Origin of the sequence: Cohnella sp. GbtcB17 (genome assembly GCF_019091135.1) — a bacterium.
GTDB lineage: Bacteria > Bacillota > Bacilli > Paenibacillales > Paenibacillaceae > Cohnella.
The window spans coordinates 112683-131131 of sequence record NZ_JAGXJW010000005.1; the positions used below are offsets into that span (position 1 = coordinate 112683).

At 54.6% G+C, this 18449-nt stretch carries 13 protein-coding genes; 12 read left to right on the top strand and 1 reads right to left on the bottom strand.

All coding sequences use genetic code 11. The features are described from left to right. The first annotated feature begins 4 nt into the window (after positions 1 to 4). From KVT38_RS03870 to KVT38_RS03925, 12 genes are all read left to right on the top strand, one after another. Complete coding sequence (locus KVT38_RS03870; RefSeq protein ID WP_217592371.1) at positions 5 to 1624, top strand: ABC transporter substrate-binding protein; 1620 nt, start codon at positions 5 to 7, stop codon at positions 1622 to 1624. A gap of 132 nt (positions 1625 to 1756) precedes the next feature. Beyond that, positions 1757 to 3085, top strand: coding sequence for an ABC transporter substrate-binding protein (locus tag KVT38_RS03875; protein ID WP_217592372.1), 1329 nt, complete (start codon positions 1757 to 1759; stop codon positions 3083 to 3085). A gap of 57 nt (positions 3086 to 3142) precedes the next feature. Beyond that, entirely contained in the window at positions 3143 to 4900 is a 1758-nt protein-coding gene (locus KVT38_RS03880) for a cache domain-containing sensor histidine kinase (protein ID WP_217592373.1), read from the top strand. Continuing rightward, on the top strand, positions 4897 to 6453 hold the full coding sequence (locus KVT38_RS03885; RefSeq protein WP_217592374.1) for a response regulator: 1557 nt from the start codon (positions 4897 to 4899) through the stop codon (positions 6451 to 6453). Before KVT38_RS03880 ends, KVT38_RS03885 begins: the two co-directional genes overlap by 4 nt. A gap of 60 nt (positions 6454 to 6513) precedes the next feature. Further along, on the top strand, positions 6514 to 7554 hold the full coding sequence (locus tag KVT38_RS03890) for a LacI family DNA-binding transcriptional regulator (RefSeq protein ID WP_217592375.1): 1041 nt from the start codon (positions 6514 to 6516) through the stop codon (positions 7552 to 7554). A gap of 249 nt (positions 7555 to 7803) precedes the next feature. Continuing rightward, complete coding sequence (locus tag KVT38_RS03895) at positions 7804 to 8748, top strand: ABC transporter permease (RefSeq protein WP_217592376.1); 945 nt, start codon at positions 7804 to 7806, stop codon at positions 8746 to 8748. Continuing rightward, on the top strand, positions 8742 to 9638 hold the full coding sequence (locus KVT38_RS03900; RefSeq protein WP_217592377.1) for a carbohydrate ABC transporter permease: 897 nt from the start codon (positions 8742 to 8744) through the stop codon (positions 9636 to 9638). The genes KVT38_RS03895 and KVT38_RS03900 overlap by 7 nt, the downstream gene beginning before the upstream one ends. A gap of 69 nt (positions 9639 to 9707) precedes the next feature. Next, on the top strand, positions 9708 to 11354 hold the full coding sequence (locus KVT38_RS03905) for an extracellular solute-binding protein (protein WP_254638959.1): 1647 nt from the start codon (positions 9708 to 9710) through the stop codon (positions 11352 to 11354). 114 nt (positions 11355 to 11468) lie between these two features. Further along, entirely contained in the window at positions 11469 to 12908 is a 1440-nt protein-coding gene (locus tag KVT38_RS03910) for a response regulator transcription factor (RefSeq protein ID WP_217592378.1), read from the top strand. A gap of 20 nt (positions 12909 to 12928) precedes the next feature. Continuing rightward, a complete protein-coding gene (locus KVT38_RS03915; protein WP_217592379.1) occupies positions 12929 to 14737 on the top strand; it encodes a cache domain-containing sensor histidine kinase in 1809 nt (602 codons plus the stop codon). A gap of 360 nt (positions 14738 to 15097) precedes the next feature. Continuing rightward, positions 15098 to 16636 (top strand): ATP-binding response regulator, encoded by a 1539-nt coding sequence (locus KVT38_RS35520; RefSeq protein WP_217592380.1) that lies wholly within the window; start codon positions 15098 to 15100, stop codon positions 16634 to 16636. Positions 16637 to 17104: 468 nt separating this feature from the next. Continuing rightward, the gene (locus KVT38_RS03925) at positions 17105 to 17437 is read left to right on the top strand and encodes a DUF6176 family protein (RefSeq protein ID WP_217592381.1); all 333 of its coding nucleotides are present in this window, start codon (positions 17105 to 17107) and stop codon (positions 17435 to 17437) included. 95 nt (positions 17438 to 17532) lie between these two features. Here the strand turns inward: KVT38_RS03925 and KVT38_RS03930 are convergent, their stop codons facing one another. Next, positions 17533 to 18210: a helix-turn-helix domain-containing protein gene (locus tag KVT38_RS03930; RefSeq protein WP_217592382.1), complete on the bottom strand. Its 678-nt coding sequence runs from the start codon at positions 18208 to 18210 to the stop codon at positions 17533 to 17535. Positions 18211 to 18449: the final 239 nt, after the last annotated feature.

Genomic DNA, 18449 nt, shown 5'->3' on the forward strand with positions numbered 1-18449 from the left:
TACCATGATCAAAGCTAAAAAGCTCGGCGCTATCGTACCGGCGCTAACGCTCGCCGCGGGCCTGGCGGCGTGCAGCGGGGGGAACGGCAATGGCAAGGAAGCGAGTCCCAGCGCAGACGGCAATAACACAGGCGCAACGACAACAGCTTCGGCATCGGCATCCCAGGCCGCAGGCGCGGCGGACACATCCAAGTTCGTCAAGATCAGCTACGTCATATTGGGCGACAAGCCGAAAAACGGCCAGTTCGACGCCGCGCTCGCCGAGATCAACAAGCTCATGAAGCAGAAAATCAACGCGGAGCTGGAATGGAAATGGGTCGAGTGGGCGGACTGGCAGACGAAGTACAATCTGCTGCTAGCTTCCGGAGACCCGGTCGACCTGATCACGATCGGCACCGACTGGCTCGACACGTGGGGCAACGCGCAGCGGGGCGCGTTCATGAACCTGGACGAGCTGCTGCCGAAGTACGCGCCAAAGACGTGGGAATCGATCCCGCAGGAGGATTGGGCCGAGAGCAAATTCAAGGGCAAGATCGTGCTCATTCCAGAAAACGCATACACGCAATGGGTCAACCACGGCTTCTTCTACCGCGGCGATTGGGCCAAGGAGGCAGGCATTACCGAGCCGGTCAAGGATTGGGACGGCATCGAGAAGTACCTGCAATACATCAAGGACAACAAAAAGAATGTCATCCCTTGGGACGCCACGGCCGGGGTCAGCACGTTCGGCGGATGGGTCAATTCGTATACGCAGGAGCTGGAGCTGCCGATCTCGACCGGATGGCTGCCGGTATTCGCCACCAAGAGCGTCGACGATCCGTACACGGTCGTCAGCCCGATCTTCGACGAGGATACGATGCTGAACTACGCGACCAAGATGAAGTCCTGGGCGGACAAAGGCTTCTGGCGCGAGGACGTGCTCAACTACAAGGGAGACACGCGCACGCTGCTGAAGGGCGGACTGACGGGACTGGATCAGCACCATACGCAGACGTTCGGCACGCTTCGCGTCGACATGGACCGCGAGCAGCCGGGCTCAGAGCTGCAGATGTATCCGTTCGCGAGGACGAATGGCAACCTGCTGGAGCTGTCGATCACGCACGGCGGCGCGTCGCTGGGCGCCCACAGCCATAACCCGGAGCGGGCGCACATGGCGTACGACCTGATCCGCAACGACGAGCAAATCTACCATCTGCTGAATTACGGCATCGAAGGCGTCCAGTACGAGATCAAGGACGGCAAACGCGTGCTGCCGGCCGGCTACGATCCGAAGAAAAACGAATTCTACTCCGACTTCTGGGGCGGCCGCAACGACAAGCTGGAGATCCCGAGCAGCACGGTATGGGATCAACTGCCGACGACGCTGTATGCCGAGTACGACAAGATCAAGCATCCTTACCCGTACGGCCAATTCGTCTTCGACAAAACGCCGGTCGACGCCGAGCTGACCGCGATCTCGCAGGTCACGGGCGAGATGGGTCCGTCGATCGCGTTCGGCAAAGCCGGCGATCCGGCCAAGGCGGTGGAGGCGTTCAAGTCCAAGCTGAAGGCGGCCGGCTATGACAAGGTCAAGGCTGAGCTGCAAAAGCAGCTGGACGCCTATAAGCAGCAAATGCAAGGCTGACCGCAGCGAGAGCCGCCGGGGGAAATGCCGCTTGAATTCCAGGGCGGCATTTTCCGCTTGGGACGTATTTGAAGACGGCCGGCTTGTGCTATACTGGGCGCATCTGCTGCGAAGGGGAGGCCGGTATATCAGATGAGATCGAGAGGATGGCTCGCCGCTTTGTGCGTGCTATTGTCGGCAGGCGCGTTCGTCTGGGCGATATGGAGCTATATCGCACGGTCCGAGCAGCGGACCGTGGCCGGTGCCGCGGAGCCGGCCGTCAAGCTGACGTGGTACCATCATTTTCGTGAAGAAGGGGCCCGCAAGTGGCTCGAGATCGGCACACGCAATTATATGGAAGCGCATCCAAACGTAACGGTCGAGGTGATATCGGAAGACGGGAACACGTACGCCAATACGCTGCACAACTTGGCGGCCGTCGAGCGGATGCCCGATATCTACATGACGGACAACATCCAGATGCTTCAGGAGTTCATCGATGCGGGATACGCGATGGACATGACGGGAAGTCCGGCATTGACCGGGATCGATCCGAAGCTGCTCGGCGGCGTGGAAGGCAAGGACGACAAAGTGTGGGCCGTGCCGTTCGACCGCAACGGCGTCGGCGTGTTCTACAACCGCGCTGCGTTCGCCAAGGCGGGCATCGGCGATATCCCGCAGACATGGGACGCGTTTCTCGCGGCCTGCCGCAAGCTCGAGCAGGTCGGCATTCAGCCGATCGCGGCCGGTTACCAGGACATGTGGACGCTGAATCTGGACATTCAGCCGGACATGATCGCGTCCGGCATCCGCGCGCAGACCTGGATCGAGGATGTCGAAGCCGGCAGGGCTTCGTTCGCCGACGACAAGGGCAACTTCAAGAACGTCCTTCGGAGGCTGGCGGAGCGGTTCCCCTATACCGGCGACGACCCGTTCGGCACGAACTGGAACGAAGCGCTCGAGCTGCTCGCCAGCGGCGAAGCAGCCATGATCCTGAACGGAAGCTGGACGGTGGACGGTGTCCGATCGTTCAAGCCGGACGCGGATATCGGCATGTTCGCGTTCCCTTCGACAAACAACGCGTCTTCGTCAAAGTTCGCGATGAAGACGACCGGCGGCTTCGTCGTCAATCCGAAATCCCGGCACGCGGATGAAGCGGTCTCGCTCGTGCGGTACTTTTCTTCGGCAGAGATGGCCGCGGTCATGCAGGACAACAAGAAAGGGATATCGATCGCGCCGAACGCGAAGCTCGACTTCGATCCGGCGTACGAGGAGCTGGATCGCGAATACATTCAGACCGGTCGCGTGCTCGATTATTCCGCTTTCTACCCGGAATTCGTGAACGTCGAGCTCGCCGAAGCGTTCCGCAACGAACTGATCGGCCTGCTGGCCGACCCGCGGCACGACGTCGACCGATGCATGGCCCAGCTTGACGCGGCGTTTGACCGGATCCGCCCACGGGCGGGCGAGAAGGGAGAATGATCGGCGGCGATGCGACTTCTTCATGAACGGCTGAATCCGATGAGGCGGTTGCGCGATATGCGCATTCGCAGGAAGATTCTGCTCTCCAATATGGTCATCATCCTGATGCTGGCGCTGTCGATCGGCACCGCGGCCACGCTTGCCTCGCGCTACTTTATCGAAGCGAATACGCGGGAGCTAAGCAGACACGTGATCGACCAATATTCCAAAAACGTGGATAACCACGTGAAGGACTTCGTCTCCTCGACGCTGTTTCTCTTGAACGACAAGCTGCTCACGCATATCGTGTCGGAGCAGGAAGCGCAGGCCGGAGAGGACCGGTACGCGCTCGACTTCAACCGCGTCGCCGGATTGCTCTATCAATACGGCAACAACAATCCTTTTATCAATTCCATTACGATCATGAACGAGCAAGGGCGGCTGTATTGGTGGCAGCGATCGGCCGCCGCCGGAGACCTGAACGAGCGGAACGCGAGGGCGATCGCCGAATCCGCGCGAATGAAGCTTGCGGATGCCGGGACGGGCATTTATTGGTCCGCTTCGCTGCACGGAACGGACGAAGTGGCGCTCTCCCGATATTATCTCGACATCAACCAGATCAACCGAAGTTTCGGCGTCATCGTATTCCATCTCGACAAAGCCTACTTCAAAAGTCTGCTCTCCGACGGCTCCATCATCCAGGCGGACAATCTGTTCATTCTGAACGAAAACGGGGACCCGCTCTACAAGGGCAGCCCGGACGTGGAATCCGAGGCGCTGCGGGTGCCGGACCAGGGTTTGCGCTACGGGTTTGCGGATGGGCAAACGGTCAGGATCGGCGGCATGCAGTCGCTGCTCATGCGGTTTCAATCCTCGGACACCGGATGGAGCGTCCTGTGCTTCATCCCGCTCTCCCGGCTTCTGGAGGGGACGCGCATTCTGGAAACGATCATCGTCTTTATATGCGTATTGTTCATTTTTATCGCGATGGCGGTCGCGTTCTGGTTTTCCGCAGGCACGACGAGAGACATCAAGCAGCTGGAGCGCACGATGAGGAAGGTAGAGGACGGCGATCTGAGCGTCAAGGCGAAGCCCGCCGGGCGAGACGAGATCGGCATGCTCGCCGTGAGATTCAATATGATGGTGTCGCGGATCAACGAGCTGGTCGTGCGCGTGTCCGAGGAGCGGCTCGCCACGCAGCGGGCTGAATACACGGTACTGCTGTCCAGGATCAACCCGCATTTTCTGTACAACGCGCTCGGGACGATCCGCTGGTTCGCCCGCAGCCGGGGCCAGGAGGAGATCGAGTCGATGGTGAGCGCGCTGACCGGGCTCTTGAAGTCGTCGATCCGCCATTCCGGCGGACTGGAGCGTCTTGAGATGGAGCTGGCCAACGTACGGGATTACGTGCATCTGCAGAAGATCGGGCTTGGCGATGCGTTCGAGATCCGCTATGACGTGGGCGGCGCCCTGCTGGACGCGCTCGTGCCCGGTTTCATTCTGCAGCCGCTGGTGGAGAACGCCATCATGCACGGACTTGAAATATCGAAGGGCGCCGGACGCATCCGCATCGCCGCGGAGCGTGTCGGACCGGATCTGCGGATCGCGGTCGCGGACAACGGCATCGGCATGGAGCCGGACTACGCGGCGACCTTGCTCTTAGCGGACAGGGAGCGGCGATACCCGGGCCTCAACGGCATCGGCGTCCGCCATGTGCACGAGCGCATCCGCACGCTGTGCGGCGAGCGATACGGGTTGTCGTTCGACACGGCGTCCGGCCGCGGCACGACGATCTATCTGACATTGCCCTACCGGCGGGAGGAGGATGCTGTTTGAGCCGTTACCAAACGATGATCGTAGAAGACAACGCCGTCTATCGGCACGCGATACGGACGCTGATCGATTGGGAGCGCAGCGGCTTCAGGATCGCGGCGGAGGCGGTCAACGGCAAGCAAGCGCTGGAGAAGATGGCGGAGCAGCGGTTTGATCTGATTCTGACCGACGTCAGCATGCCGGAGATGAACGGCATCGACTTAGTGAAGGCCGTTAACGAAAGAGGCGAGGACACGGTGATCGTCATGCTCAGCGCCTACGACGATTTTCAATTCGTGAAGGATTCGCTGAAGCTCGGCGCCGATGACTACTTGCTCAAGCAGGAGATGGAGCCGGATACGATGGTCGCGATGTTGGGCCAGGTCAAAGAGAAGCTGAGCAGGCTCCGGAGCAGCAGGAAAAAGGAGCGGTCGAACCGGTCGGAAGCGCAGGCCGCACGTCTGAAGCAGTGGATGACAGGAGAAGCGAATGCCCATCCCGCTGCGGATGACGGCTTGGCCGAACTGCTGCCCGCGGGCGACTACAGGCTCATCCTTCTGGCGTCGCGGGAATGCGGGGAGATGGACGGCGATAGGATCCAGCAGGCAGCCCAGGACGGGGCTACCGAGCTCGAATGCGGAAGGACGCTTGCGATCCCGATTCGATCCGGCAGGCTGGCGCTCGTGGCAGGCGTGCCCGATGACGGCGCGCGAGGCTGCGGGAGCGGCCGGGCGGCGAGGGAGCTGGCGGGACGCTGGCTCGGTCAGGGCGAAGATCGCTGCTCGAGGGCGGCCGCGATCGCCGCGGGTCGGGGCAGCGCCGGTCTGTACGGACTTCGCGAGGCGTACGAGGAAGCGGAGCGGGCGCTGTTCCTTGCCGTGTACGAAGGCTGGGGCCGCTTATTCGAAGCGGAGCCGAAGCCGCCGGCCCCCGCGAATCAAGCAGCGGAGGCGGAGGAGGCGGCCCGGCGCTGGCAAGCCGCGGTGCGGTCAGGCTCGGGCGAGGACATGGCGGCTGCCGCGGCCTGCCAATTCGATCTGCTGTCCCGCGCGAAGCCCGCGAAGGTGGTACTTCAGCGGCAGCTCGTCGACCTGTACGCTTCGCTCTATCACCATGCCGATCCGGCCGCGCATGCCGTGCCGGACTGGTGGTCCGTGCTCTCGGGCAGCATTGACCGGCTCGATCCGATCCGGCGCATGGAGGCGGATTTCGCCGCGTTCTGCCGCGAACGATTCCCCGAGTCCGAGGCGGTGCCGGCCAACCGCAAAGAGATTCGGCAGGCGATCGCGTATATCCGAAGTCACTACGCGGAGGACATTTCCGTCGCCGGCCTGTCAGGTCAATTGGGCTTCAGCGCGAATTATTTGTCCAATCTGTTCCGCAGCGAGACCGGGCTGCGCGTGACCGAATATGTGAATCGGGTCCGCATGGAGGTAGCGAAGCGCCTGCTGCGGGATATGCAGCTGAAGGTGTATGAGGTTGCCAGCAAGGTGGGCTATCACGACGCTTCTTATTTTTGCAAAGTGTTCAAGGAGGTTACGGGAGAGACGGTAACGGCCTTCCGCCAAAAGGAATGATCCGAAGAGGAGCTGCGTAGAACCGTGCGCGAAGATTTGCCGGAGGAAAGGAAAGGTTCAATGAAGCAGCAAGTGACGGTGTACGATATCGCCGAAGAAGCCCAGGTGTCCGTGGCGACCGTGTCCCGCGTCTTGAACGGTTCGGCACCCGTCAGCCGGACGACGCGCGCGAAGATCGAGGCGATCATGCACAAGCATCAATACCAGCCCAACGCCGTGGCGCGCAGTCTGACGAAAAAAGAGACGGGCATCATCGGCGTTATATTGCCCGATATCACAAATCCGTTTTTCCCCGAGGTATTTTCCGGGATCGAGCAGGAGGGACTTGCGTCCGGACATACCTTTTTTCTTTGCAACACGCTTGGGGATTACGGCAAGGAATCGCATTTTCTCAACTTGATGCGGGAAAAACGGGTGGACGGCATCCTGTTCATGGGCGGCCGCGTGAATCTCAGAGTCTGCGATCCTGCGCTCGCCCGTGAGCTCGCCGAGCATGCGCGCAGCATTCCGCTCGTACTGTTGAACGGCGACGTCAAGGATGCCGGCTTGACCCGCGTCGCCACGGACGAGGCTGCAGGCACGACGCTGGCCGTGCGCCATCTGATCGGGCTCGGGCATACGCGCATCGGATTTCTAGGTGGCGCCCGGCACATGTCGACGACGGCGGTGAAGGTTCGTGCCTTCCGCCGGACCATGAAGGAAGCGGGGCTGGCCGTGCACGACGCCTGGACGATTCCCGGCGGCTTCTCCGCCGATGCCGGCCGCGAGCAGATGAATCGGCTGCTGTCGCTTCGCGATTTGCCCACGGCGGTATGCTGCGTGAACGACTTCACCGCGATTGGCGCGATCAAGACGGCGGCCGAGCATGGACTGAACGTGCCGGCGGACATGTCCGTCGTCGGCTTTGACGACATTTTGCTGGCGCGCCACGTCATCCCCGAGCTGACGACGGTGTCGCAGCAGGCGGGGGAGCTCGGGCGAACCGCCGTGCGCGTGCTCCGCGAGCTGATGGGAGGCGCAGCAGCGAGGAAGCTCACGCCGCTCGAGCCCAGGCTCATCGTTCGGCAGAGTACGGCGACGCCGGGCGGTCAAGGCGATTAAAAGGCAGAGGGGCGCCCCCTCTGCCTTTTCCATTTTCGCGCACAGCCAAAGATCGGATCAGTGAGCCCGTCCAGTCTCGGTACGAACCGCCTCTTCTTCCATGACGATGTTGACGACCACTAAGGCACAGCATACATGACGATTTTAAGTGATTACCAAATTCATTAAAGCGATTACATTTTTATAATTTCCCCGGCAGCTATAATGAAAATACAAGAGCTCCTTTATACAGCCGGAGGGATGAGAATAGTGAAAGCGGTTTTAGAACAAGGCTACGCTTCAGCAAAGAAGAAAAACAAATTTCTTCACAACGTCAAAAGAGACAAATGGTTATACGCGCTCTTGCTGCTGCCCTTTGCCTATATCCTGATCTTCAGATATGCCCCGATATACGGCGTCGTTATGGCGTTTCAGGATTACAACATGTTTGCGGGCATTAAGGGGAGCGAGTGGGTTGGGATGGACGTGTTCCAGTTCATCTTCCAGCAGGACAGCTTCTACCGTGCGCTTAAGAATACGCTGCTTCTGAATGTTTATGACTTGATCGCGGGCTTCCCGGCGCCTATTATTCTGGCGATCCTGCTCAATGAAGTGAGAGTGGCAAAATTCAAGAAATTTTCGCAAACCGTGTTATACCTGCCTCACTTTTTGTCCTGGGTGATTATTGGCGGTATGGTCTATCTGATGTTCTCCAACAGCGGCATGGTCAACACGTTCCTGGCCAACCTCGGCCTTGCAAAAATCGAGTTTCTGTCGCAGAAGATACCTTGGCTAATGACGTATATCTCCGTTGGCGTATGGCAGCAAATCGGCTGGGGGACGATCATCTATCTGGCCGCTATGACGGGAATTAATAAAGAATTGTACGAAGCCTCCGATATGGACGGCTGCAGCAGACTTCGCAAAGTATGGCATATTACATTGCCCGGCATTAAGTCCACGATTAATATTTTGCTGATTCTCCAGATTGGCAGGATGGTGTCCATCGGTTTCGATCGACCGTTTGTCATGGGCAATTCATTGGTGAGCGACTATTCCGACGTTATCAGTACATTCGTATACAGAGTTGGCATTAGTTCGGGGGATTTCTCCCAGGCAACAGCGGTAGGCTTGTTCCAATCCGTCGTCGGCCTGATCCTGCTGATCGGCGCTAACTATATCGCGAAGAGATTGGGTGAGGACGGGATATGGTGAACAAGGCGAGCAGCTTGGGCAACAAGAAAAAAATGAGCGTGGCGGATAGGGTCATTATCGTGTTTATCGTGGCATTATCGTTCACATGTATCGTTCCGTTCCTCTATATGATTGCGCTTTCCTTAAGCTCCAACGAAGCGATTATTTCTCAAAAAGTAGGGCTGTGGCCAGTAGGCTTCACGCTGGAAACGTACAAAACGATCTTAAGCGACGTGGAAATGCTGTATACGCTTGGTTACAGTATTCTGCTTACGGTATTCTACACCGTGGTGTGTATGTTCCTGACCATTTGCGGCGCGTATCCATTAACGAAAAAAAGGCTGATGGGAAGAAGCTTTATTTTGTCCGCGCTCGTCTTCACGATGTATTTCAGCGGCGGTTTGATTCCTTCTTATATGCTGGTTAAAAACCTGGGGATGATGAATACGGTATGGAGTTTGGTGTTGCCGGGCGCCATGAGTGTGTTTAACTTGATCATTCTGAAGACGTTCTTCACCAGCCTCCCGGAAAGTCTGGAAGAATCGGCCGCTATTGACGGCTGCACGGATATGGGCATTCTGATGAAAATTGTGCTTCCGCTGTCGCTGCCCTCTATCGCCACATTGAGCCTATTTTATGCGGTGGACAGATGGAACGGATTCCAGGATGCGCTGTTCTACATTACAGACAAACATCTGTATCCGATGCAGATGAAGCTGTACCAGATCATTTCGGCCAATCAGCAGCTGGACAGCCAACATGGCGGAGAAGGCAGCGCCGGTTCCTTTATTGTGCCGGAGTCGCTGAAGGCGGCCAGCGTTATGTTTACAACCATCCCCATTCTGCTCATCTATCCCAAGCTGCAGAAGTATTTCGTAGACGGCGTGATGACGGGAGCTATTAAGGGCTGATCAGGACAAAACCCGATTGAAAGGGGTGATTCCGAGGCTGGGCTGATGGATGTAAAGAGGATTTGCGGTATGAATCATTTCGATAGCTATCATTTGAAAGGGTGGTTTCAAGTGCGTACGGGCACAAAGAAAAGAGCAGGTTTTCTGCTTAGTACAGCGTTACTGGTCGGCGTTATGGCAGGTTGCGGTGGAAATAACGGCAATAATGAAACAGCGGCATCAAGCGGCGGATCTCCGGCAGCAGAAGCAGCTTCCGGTCCGGTAGAAACCTTGACTGTAGAAGTGTTCGACAGAGGTATTCAGGGACAGCCGGACTTGAATAACAATACGTGGACCAAGTACGTCAACGAGAAATTCGGCAAGCCTAATCATGCCATTGTAAAATATGTTCCGGTACCTCGTTCCCAGGAAGTCGACAAGCTTAATGTGTTGATGGCTGCCAACGAAGCGCCGGATATTTCCTTCACTTATGACGGTACAACCGTAACCCGTTTTGCCAAAAACAAGGGTCTATATACGCTGGACGAATTGATCGAGAAGCATGGCCAGCAATTAAAATCTTATCTTGGCGATATCGTTCTCGACTACGGGAAATATGAGGGCAAACAAGTCTCCATTCCGGCGAAGCGGACTTTGCTTGCCTGGAACGGATTGTTTATCCGCAAAGATTGGCTCGATAAGCTGGGACTGCCCGTTCCGACGAATAAGGACGAATTGTATCATACGCTTGTTGCCTTCCGCGATAAAAACCCTGGAAATGTAAATGGTCTAATTCCTTGGGCGACAGCGGCAGCCGGCATGAACTACACGTTTGGCAATCTGGTTCCATCCTTCTGGGGCCCCATGTCGGAGGAACAATTCGTTACCACCCCCAACTGGCTGAAGCCCGGCAACAAGGACGCGTATAAATGGCTGAACAAGCTGTACGCGGAAAAACTGATCAGTCCCGACTTCGCCTTAGACAAAACGGCTAAGCAAGCGGATGCCGACGTAACGAACGGAAAGGTAGGCTTCTTTGGAGCCAACTGGGATTATCCGTTGTCGCAAAAAATTCGCGAGCCGCTGAAACAAAATGCGCCGGATGCGAACTATATTCCGATCGATACCTTCAAGAACGCGGATGGGAAATATATAAAAGAGACGTATAATGAGAACGGAATTTTCTCGTTCATTCCGAAAAGCAGCAAACATGCGGAGCTGGCTATGAAGTATCTGAACTGGATGGCCGATCCGGAAGTGTTGTTCTTCCTGCAGTTCGGCGAAGAAGGCGTCAACCACACCATGGTGGATGGCATCCCGCAGGGGATTGTGCAAACCGGCGAAAATATGCAGATGAGCAATCTCAATCTGGATTATACGCCGATTGTAAACGGCGCGGAGCTGGGCGACATCGAAAAGATTGTCAAAACGTACGCAGCAGCCTTGGCGGCCGGAGATAAGACCTATGAGAAAATGGCTGTCGATTCATACAGAATCAATACGACAGACGGCTTTACCGCCTTCTACTATGGGGTTCCGAACGAAGCCAGCATCAAATACGGCAAAACGCTGGATGATATGAACAAGCAAATGATGGATAGGCTGATCGTTGCCAAGCCGGCAGAATTTGATACCTTGTATGACAAGCTGGTAAAAGAATATATGGACGCTGGCGGTAAAGCCGTTCAAGAGGAGAACATCAAGCATTACAGAGAAATTAAAGAGAGCAGCAAGTAAGTCATCACATACGGATAAACCATTGTACATCGTGGTTTATCCGTATTTTGAATTGCGATTGCCGGGAAGCTCTGCTATCATTCGATAGAAATTTATAGGTTCAGGGGGATACCCATGCACAAGGTCATGATTGTAGATGATGAGTCGTGGGCAATTCGAGGAATCCGCAACGCCTTTGACTGGGAGAAAAACGGTTTTGAAATTATAGGCCAATTTACAAGCGCTTATAAGGCGTGGGATGCGATCCTGACAGAAAAACCTGACTTGGTACTTACGGATATCCGGATGCCGGACATTTCCGGACTCGATCTTATGCAGAGAGCCAAAGCGCATGAATTGGACACCGAGTTTGTCGTCGTTAGCGGATATGCGGAATTTAAATACGCTCAGGAAGCGCTGCGCTACGGCGCGCTTAATTATTTCCTGAAGCCGCTGGACGTAGATATGGCCGATTCGTTTATTGCGGAGCTTGCCCTGCATTTCTCCAAAAGATGTGCGGCACGCAATCAACTTCTTCTGGATGCGCTTACCTCCCCCAATACGGAAGAGATCAAACGTTATCTGCCGCTTCCCGAGGGTGCGGATGAATGTTACTACCAGGTGCTTTCCATCGATTTCAAAGGCGATCATCTGGATTTCAGAAAGCTGCTCTCTTTGGAAGGAAAGCCTGTTACGGCGATGGAAGTTGAAGCCGGAACGAATAAAAAGTTGATTGTTCTGATGACGGAACATAAAGCTTGTTTGGTATGGGATGAATTGATTCTGAAAAATACTGGCATGAATACCGTTGGCATCAGCAGCGTTTCCAGCCAGCTCACGCATATGAGCAAGCTGATTAAAGAAGCGGATCTGTCCGCTTCCCAAGCTTTTTTGGACGAAGGCGCAAAAGTCGTTCATTACGAGCCGAAGGTTCAATTGGTGAAACCATGTATCGATGAGATGTACCGGATTATACAAGGGTATCAACTTGGCGATATGGATGCGTACATCAAAGGTCTGCAGACTTACTTCAAGGATCGGCGGCTTGGCATGAGCGAAGTTGTTTACTTATGGAATCAGGCCGTCGGGGTCCTGATCAACGCTTATGCGGAGCAATTGAAAGATATGGAGCTGGATTTCCTTAATTATGCCGAGATTAAGGAACGATTCGAACACTTCGAATCGTTGTGCAGCTTTTTGCATGACGTCCTCGCTTCGATCAGGCAAGGGACCAACCGCTCTTTGCACGAAGGAGACATCGTGTCTCACTTCAACAAGATGGTAGCCTATATCGACGGTCACTATGAACAGAAATTGTATTTGAAAGATTTATCCGCCCAGTTCTACATTAATCAAGTGTATTGCTGTCAATTGTTCAAGAAAAAACTCGGCAAAACCTTCTCCGAATATGTGTCGGAGCTCCGAATCAAGAAAGCCCGTGAGCTATTGAAGAAAACCGACTTATCCATTGAGGAGATCGCCGTTCAGACCGGGTATGTGGAATATTACTATTTCAATAAAGTTTTCAAGAAGCATTGCGGGATCACCCCTTCAAAATTCAGAAAAAGCAATTAACGATGAACGGAGCGGCAGAGATGAAGACCAGCAGGCTGAAATTAAAACATCAGATATGGCTTATCTTTTTTTTCGCGATCGTTATATTTACAGCTATGGTGTTGTATTTCTTTTATAGCTTTTCTCATCTCACCCAGAATAGGGCTGCCAACTTCGGGAACCAAATGATTGAGCAAACGCGAAGCAAGATCGATACCGTCTTTAATGATATCCGGGTCAGCACCGGCATTGCGGTCAACAGCAAACTGATTCAGGAATATACCGTAGTGGATGACGATTACAAGAGAGCGTTTGATAGCGGTAATTATGCACTGGATCTCATGGATTATATGAGATCCTTTAATTCGTATGTGAGCGGAATCGTCATTGATGACGTCCGCGGGAAGAAGCTTTACAGTCTGAATTCCTCGAGCGGAGATATTTTCTTTCTCAAACGTTATGACAGCTTCATCCAAACGTATAAGAAGGACGCTTCGCTTCGGGAAAAGGGTCAATTCACCACGACGTTAAAAGACGATAACACGGGATCGGCACAGTTTTTTTATATTGAACCGATTATCGAATCGTTAGGGGGAATCCATTTCTCCGAAATAACGGGTTACTTCACCATCATGGTCAATATGGACAAGCTGCGTGGGCTTGTTGAAAATACAGAATTGACGCCGCACTCCACGTTGTACATTCTGGACAGCCAGGATGAGGTCATTGCTTCCACGAATGCGAAAGCTCGCGGCACGTTGTTCAAGGATGTATTGTCTATGGATAAGGACAACCTGCTTAACGGAGTGAAAGCAACCATCGACGGAGAACAAATTCTCGTTCAGGTCAAAGGTTTGGAGCAGGCGGACGGGTGGCGGATCGTGAGTATGATACCGGTTCATGAATTGACTTCCGACATGAGCCCTATGAGAAAAGTCAGCGTGATTGTGGGGATCGGCATGATTTTCATTTTGATCATCATGGGCATTTTCTTTATGAATAGCCTGATGAAACCGGTGATGGGGCTTGTTTTGGATATGAAACGGGTAGGGGGAAGGGACAGGAGCTTCCGGATTAAAGTCCGGTCTACCAATGAAGTAGGGTCGCTTGCCCAAGACATCAATCGGATGATGGATGAGATGGAGGAAATGACCCGAGATATGTTTAATACCCAAGCGAGATTGTACAAATCCGAGCTCAGTCAGAAGCAAGCGGAGTTTTCCGCCCTGCAGAGCCAGATCAACCCGCATTTCCTGTACAATACGCTGAATTGCATCAGCAGCATCGGATTGGATTACGGAAGCAGGGAAATTGCGCAAATAACGTCATCTATGTCCAAAATTTTCAGGTACAGCATCCAACAAGATGAGCTTGTACAGATCAAGGAAGAAGTAGACTGTATTCAGGCCTATATGAAGATTATCTCTATTCGTTACGCATATAAATTCGACATGAACATCGATGTCGAAGAGGATCTGCTCGAGATGAGTACCCCCAAAATGATTCTTCAACCTATTGTCGAGAATGCAGTCTATCATGGGCTTGAACGGATGGATCAAGGGGGGCGGCTTGAGGTTGCCGGGCGCATGGATGCGCAGGGAGATGTGTGCTTTTGTATTAGGGATACCGGGAAAGGAATGGAGCCGGAGCAACTGGCCGCCGTGCAGGCCAAGCTGGACACGGAGTATCCGGAACGCGCGTTAGCCGTCCAATCGTCGCAAAGCATTGGACTGACCAATATTCACAATAGGCTCCGGCTGCTTTTTGGAGAGAGGTACGGGATCACAATTGACAGCCGGATCGATCATGGGACGACCGTGACCGTGAAAATTCCGGCATTGTCAAAGTAAAGAGAGAGCGGTCTTTTGTTACATAGTATAGGGCAACTAAGCTCGCAATTCGGCGTCGATCAGCATGGATCGAGGCATTTTTGCGTCTAAACCGGGGATTGTCTCGGGAAATAGGATACCACTCATCATTCATTTTATTGACATAGGTAAATATTAATTACAAATTCTTTTGTGACTAATTTAAATATCGCATTGAACCTGCATTATGAACCCCGTATAATATGAAAATGGGAATTAATTCTACAATTACACCGGGGGTTCCGCCCCGATCTCGATTAAACCGTATGCCGATTCGAGGATGACTGCGAGCGGCATCCAAGCGCATGCGAATAACGATTACACAACAGGGGAGGCGAATAGGTGGAACAGGGCTACTCCGCTAACATCCTCGTCGTTGGCGACAATTCGGCGCATTCGCTTGCGATCGAAGCCGCTCTCGACGGAGAACCGTACCGTTTCGTCCGCGCATGCTCCGGGTCCGAAGCGGTACGCTGTTTGCTGCGCGAGGAGATCGCCGTCATCCTGATCGGCGTTCACCTGTCCGGCATGAGCGGATTCGAGACGGCGGGCTTTATCAAATCCTATAGCTGCTTCAAATCGATTCCAGTCATTTTTATATCCGAATCCGACGCGGATGCCGATCAGTTGGCGGCAGGCTATGCCGTCGGCGCGATAGACTATTTGAGCATGCCGCTCATTCCGTATATATTCAAGGCCAAGATCAAGGAACTGGTCAGTCTCTGCCGCGACCGGACAGCATTAAGCCAGCAAGCCCCCGAGCCCGCAAACACGAACCGGCAGCTTGCGCAGGAAGAGGTGCACGCTCGCGTCGTGATGGACGCCTCCATCGATGCGATGCTGGTGCTTGATGCGTCAGGCGTCATTTTGGAAGCGAATCGCGCTGCCGCAGGCATGTTCGGGTACGACAAAGGTGAATTAATCGGCCTTCATATCTCGCTGCTTTTTCCCTCCGCCATTTCGATGGACGTACGATCGGATCTTCCGTTCGGCAAGCTGTTGGAAATGGAGCCGCGTCGCAAGGACGGCACGTCCTTCCCCGCCGAGGTCCACTGGAGCATCTCCGCCGGCATTCCCGGGCTGCTGGCTTGTACCGTGCGCGATATCGCGCGCCGCAAGCAGTCTGAGCGTGAATGGCTCGAAGCGAAGGAAGAGGCCGAGCGCATCGCCAGGGCGAGAATGGAATTTTTGACGTTTATGAGCCCCGAGATCCGCACGCCATTGAACGGCATTATCGGCATGATGGATCTGCTGAAGGACTCCGGTCTGACATCCGAACAATCGGAAATGGCAGAGATCGTGTCCGATAACGGTCATGCACTCCTGAAAATCGTCAACGACGTGCTCGATTTGTCCCGAATCGAGGCTGGCCGGATGGAGTTGGAGCAGGAGCTCTTTTTGCTGGAGGACTGTCTGGATGGAGCCGGGAAGCTATTCATGTCCCAAATGCGCGAAAAACGACTCTCCTACACGTTTGCCGTCGAGCCCGGCGTTCCTGAATTTGTGCGGGGCGACCGATTTCGCCTGCAGCAGATTCTCGCCAATCTGATCGGCAATTCGATAAAGTTTACGGAAAAAGGCGGCGTCGACGTAAAGGTGAGCCTGCTGGAGGAAACGGAAGAACGGATCGCGCTCGAATTCGTCGTGAAGGATACCGGCATGGGCATTGCCGCAGACGAGATCGACCGGTTGTTTTTGCCTTTCTCGCAGGCGAACGTCTCGACTACCCGCAAGTACGGCGGCAGCGGATTAGGCCTGTCGATCTGCAAAACGTTGTGCGAGCTGATGGAAGGAAACATTCGCGTAGAACCGTCCGGCGAACCCGGCACGGTTTTCGTTTTTTCTGTGCGCTTCGGCAAAATCGATCGGAAGGCTCCGTAGGGAAGGGCCGAGCAAGGGCGCCAAGGCGGCACACACCGCCGCAATCGATTTGCTTCTGATTGATGGAGCGGCTTCGGAACGTTCGCCGGACAACTGCTTGCAGATAGTCCGACATGGTCGGGAGGCGGGCTGAACGCTGGTCGAGCATCGAGGCGGATGGTTTGTTTTTCTTCAACCGATGAACTAAAGGGGTTTTCTATAACGACCTCAATAGGATGAATAAAGAGCTTCATGACAAGGAAATCAGCATGCGTAAATAAGTAAAACATTGATTCATAAAAAATAGCGGCACAGGCGCTTGACAGCGACGAACACCGATCGAATCGGAGAAGAAGGTTTGGACAGTCGCAAGGCGCGAAGCGCAGGGCATCGGTTTCATCACGCAGACGAACGGTTAATTTTAGAATTAAATACACCAGATTGACCTCGTTCAAGCGCTCGCCATTCACGATGAGAGGTGGGATTCACGTGGAAGTCCAATGTCTGAAAGTAAAAATCAAGCCGGGGATGACCCAGGAATTTATAGATTTCGTCAAAGACATGCAGGTGAACAAAATGGAGTTTGTGTACGAGACGATGAGAAGCGAAAACATCGTGGTCGAGTCGATCTTCCTGGAGAAGGGAGAAGAAGCGGACCATATCATTTTTTATACGCGAAGCCAACCTGAAGGCGAAGCGCCGAAGGAGAGCGAGCAGGGCAGTGCGATTCCCGTGGACACGGCATCGATCGAGATGCTTCAGAAAACGTGGGACAGCGTCGAATCGCTTGAAGTGCTGTTCGACGCGGGCCGGCTCCCCTAAAGGCCGGCGATTGCGTAAGAGGCTGTCCCGCAGTCGCGAAGCCGACCGGGGACAACCTCTGGAGTGCCGGGGCAGCGCGCCGGACGATGCCCGGTTCACGGCCTGCCTACGGGATGGTAATACATAAGGTCATACAGCCCTTCCTCGGCGTTCGGCTCCGCCAACTGCTCCGGATCGAGCATCAGCGCGATTCGCCCCGTCGGATACAACTGCAGCGTGTTCTCGATGAACCGCAGATGCGAGTCGCTGTCCGGCCCGGGCTTGTGCACGAGGAAAATCGTCGGGATGCGTATCGTGCGGTGAGGGCGGGTTTTCTTTTTATCGCCGAGCGCCTGCGACGTTCTGGGGTCCGAATACACGAGTCCCAAGTCCTGCAGCAGCCTTGACGTTCCTCTGGGCGTGTACGTTTGGTTGAACTCGCGCTCGATCAAAGCCGACACGAGCCTCAGCGTCCATCTCGTCTGCCCGGCAAGCTCCAGTTCGTCGGGCCGTTTGGACGTGACCAATTGGATCAGGCGGGCCTCTTGCTCTGCCGTCAGCTTGCGAGGCGCTCCGGGCGAGCTTCCGATGGACAATCCCTCAAGGCCGGACTGCTCGTACGAGCGGATATACGTGTATATCGTCTTCTCGCTCAGTTGGGAGACCCCTTGAATATCTCTGACCGAGTAGCCGTTCTTGTACATAAAAACGGCCTGATAGCGTTGAAACATCCGTTTGTCCTGCGTATCCTTCATAGCCTGGAGAAGAAGCACGTCTTCTTCGTTGCGCTTCACGACCAACACCTCCTTTCTCCTGCCAGGGAAAAAATAAGCATAGGGTAATTACCCCCTACGGTTCGGAATTAACCCGCACTTCTCCGTTTCCAATTGCATTTCGTTAGTCTTTATCTTATCACAAAAAAGTCGATAAATGGCCGAAGGATAGACGGATCGCGGCAGCAACGGCCCGAATTCCACAAATTCCCGCGTCCAAAAGGACGGCCGAACAGTTAATCTGTATCCCTGGAGAGTGG

What these genes read in the sequence shown, in the direction of transcription:
- KVT38_RS03890 (WP_217592375.1), top strand. Translation starts at nt 6,514, where the DNA reads ATGAAGCAGCAAGTGACGGTGTACGATATCGCCGAAGAAGCCCAGGTG.
- KVT38_RS03910 (WP_217592378.1), top strand. Translation starts at nt 11,469, where the DNA reads ATGCACAAGGTCATGATTGTAGATGATGAGTCGTGGGCAATTCGAGGA.
- KVT38_RS03905 (WP_254638959.1), top strand. Translation starts at nt 9,708, where the DNA reads ATGAATCATTTCGATAGCTATCATTTGAAAGGGTGGTTTCAAGTGCGT.
- KVT38_RS03870 (WP_217592371.1), top strand. Translation starts at nt 5, where the DNA reads ATGATCAAAGCTAAAAAGCTCGGCGCTATCGTACCGGCGCTAACGCTC.
- KVT38_RS03915 (WP_217592379.1), top strand. Translation starts at nt 12,929, where the DNA reads ATGAAGACCAGCAGGCTGAAATTAAAACATCAGATATGGCTTATCTTT.
- KVT38_RS03875 (WP_217592372.1), top strand. Translation starts at nt 1,757, where the DNA reads ATGAGATCGAGAGGATGGCTCGCCGCTTTGTGCGTGCTATTGTCGGCA.
- KVT38_RS03900 (WP_217592377.1), top strand. Translation starts at nt 8,742, where the DNA reads ATGGTGAACAAGGCGAGCAGCTTGGGCAACAAGAAAAAAATGAGCGTG.
- KVT38_RS03880 (WP_217592373.1), top strand. Translation starts at nt 3,143, where the DNA reads ATGCGCATTCGCAGGAAGATTCTGCTCTCCAATATGGTCATCATCCTG.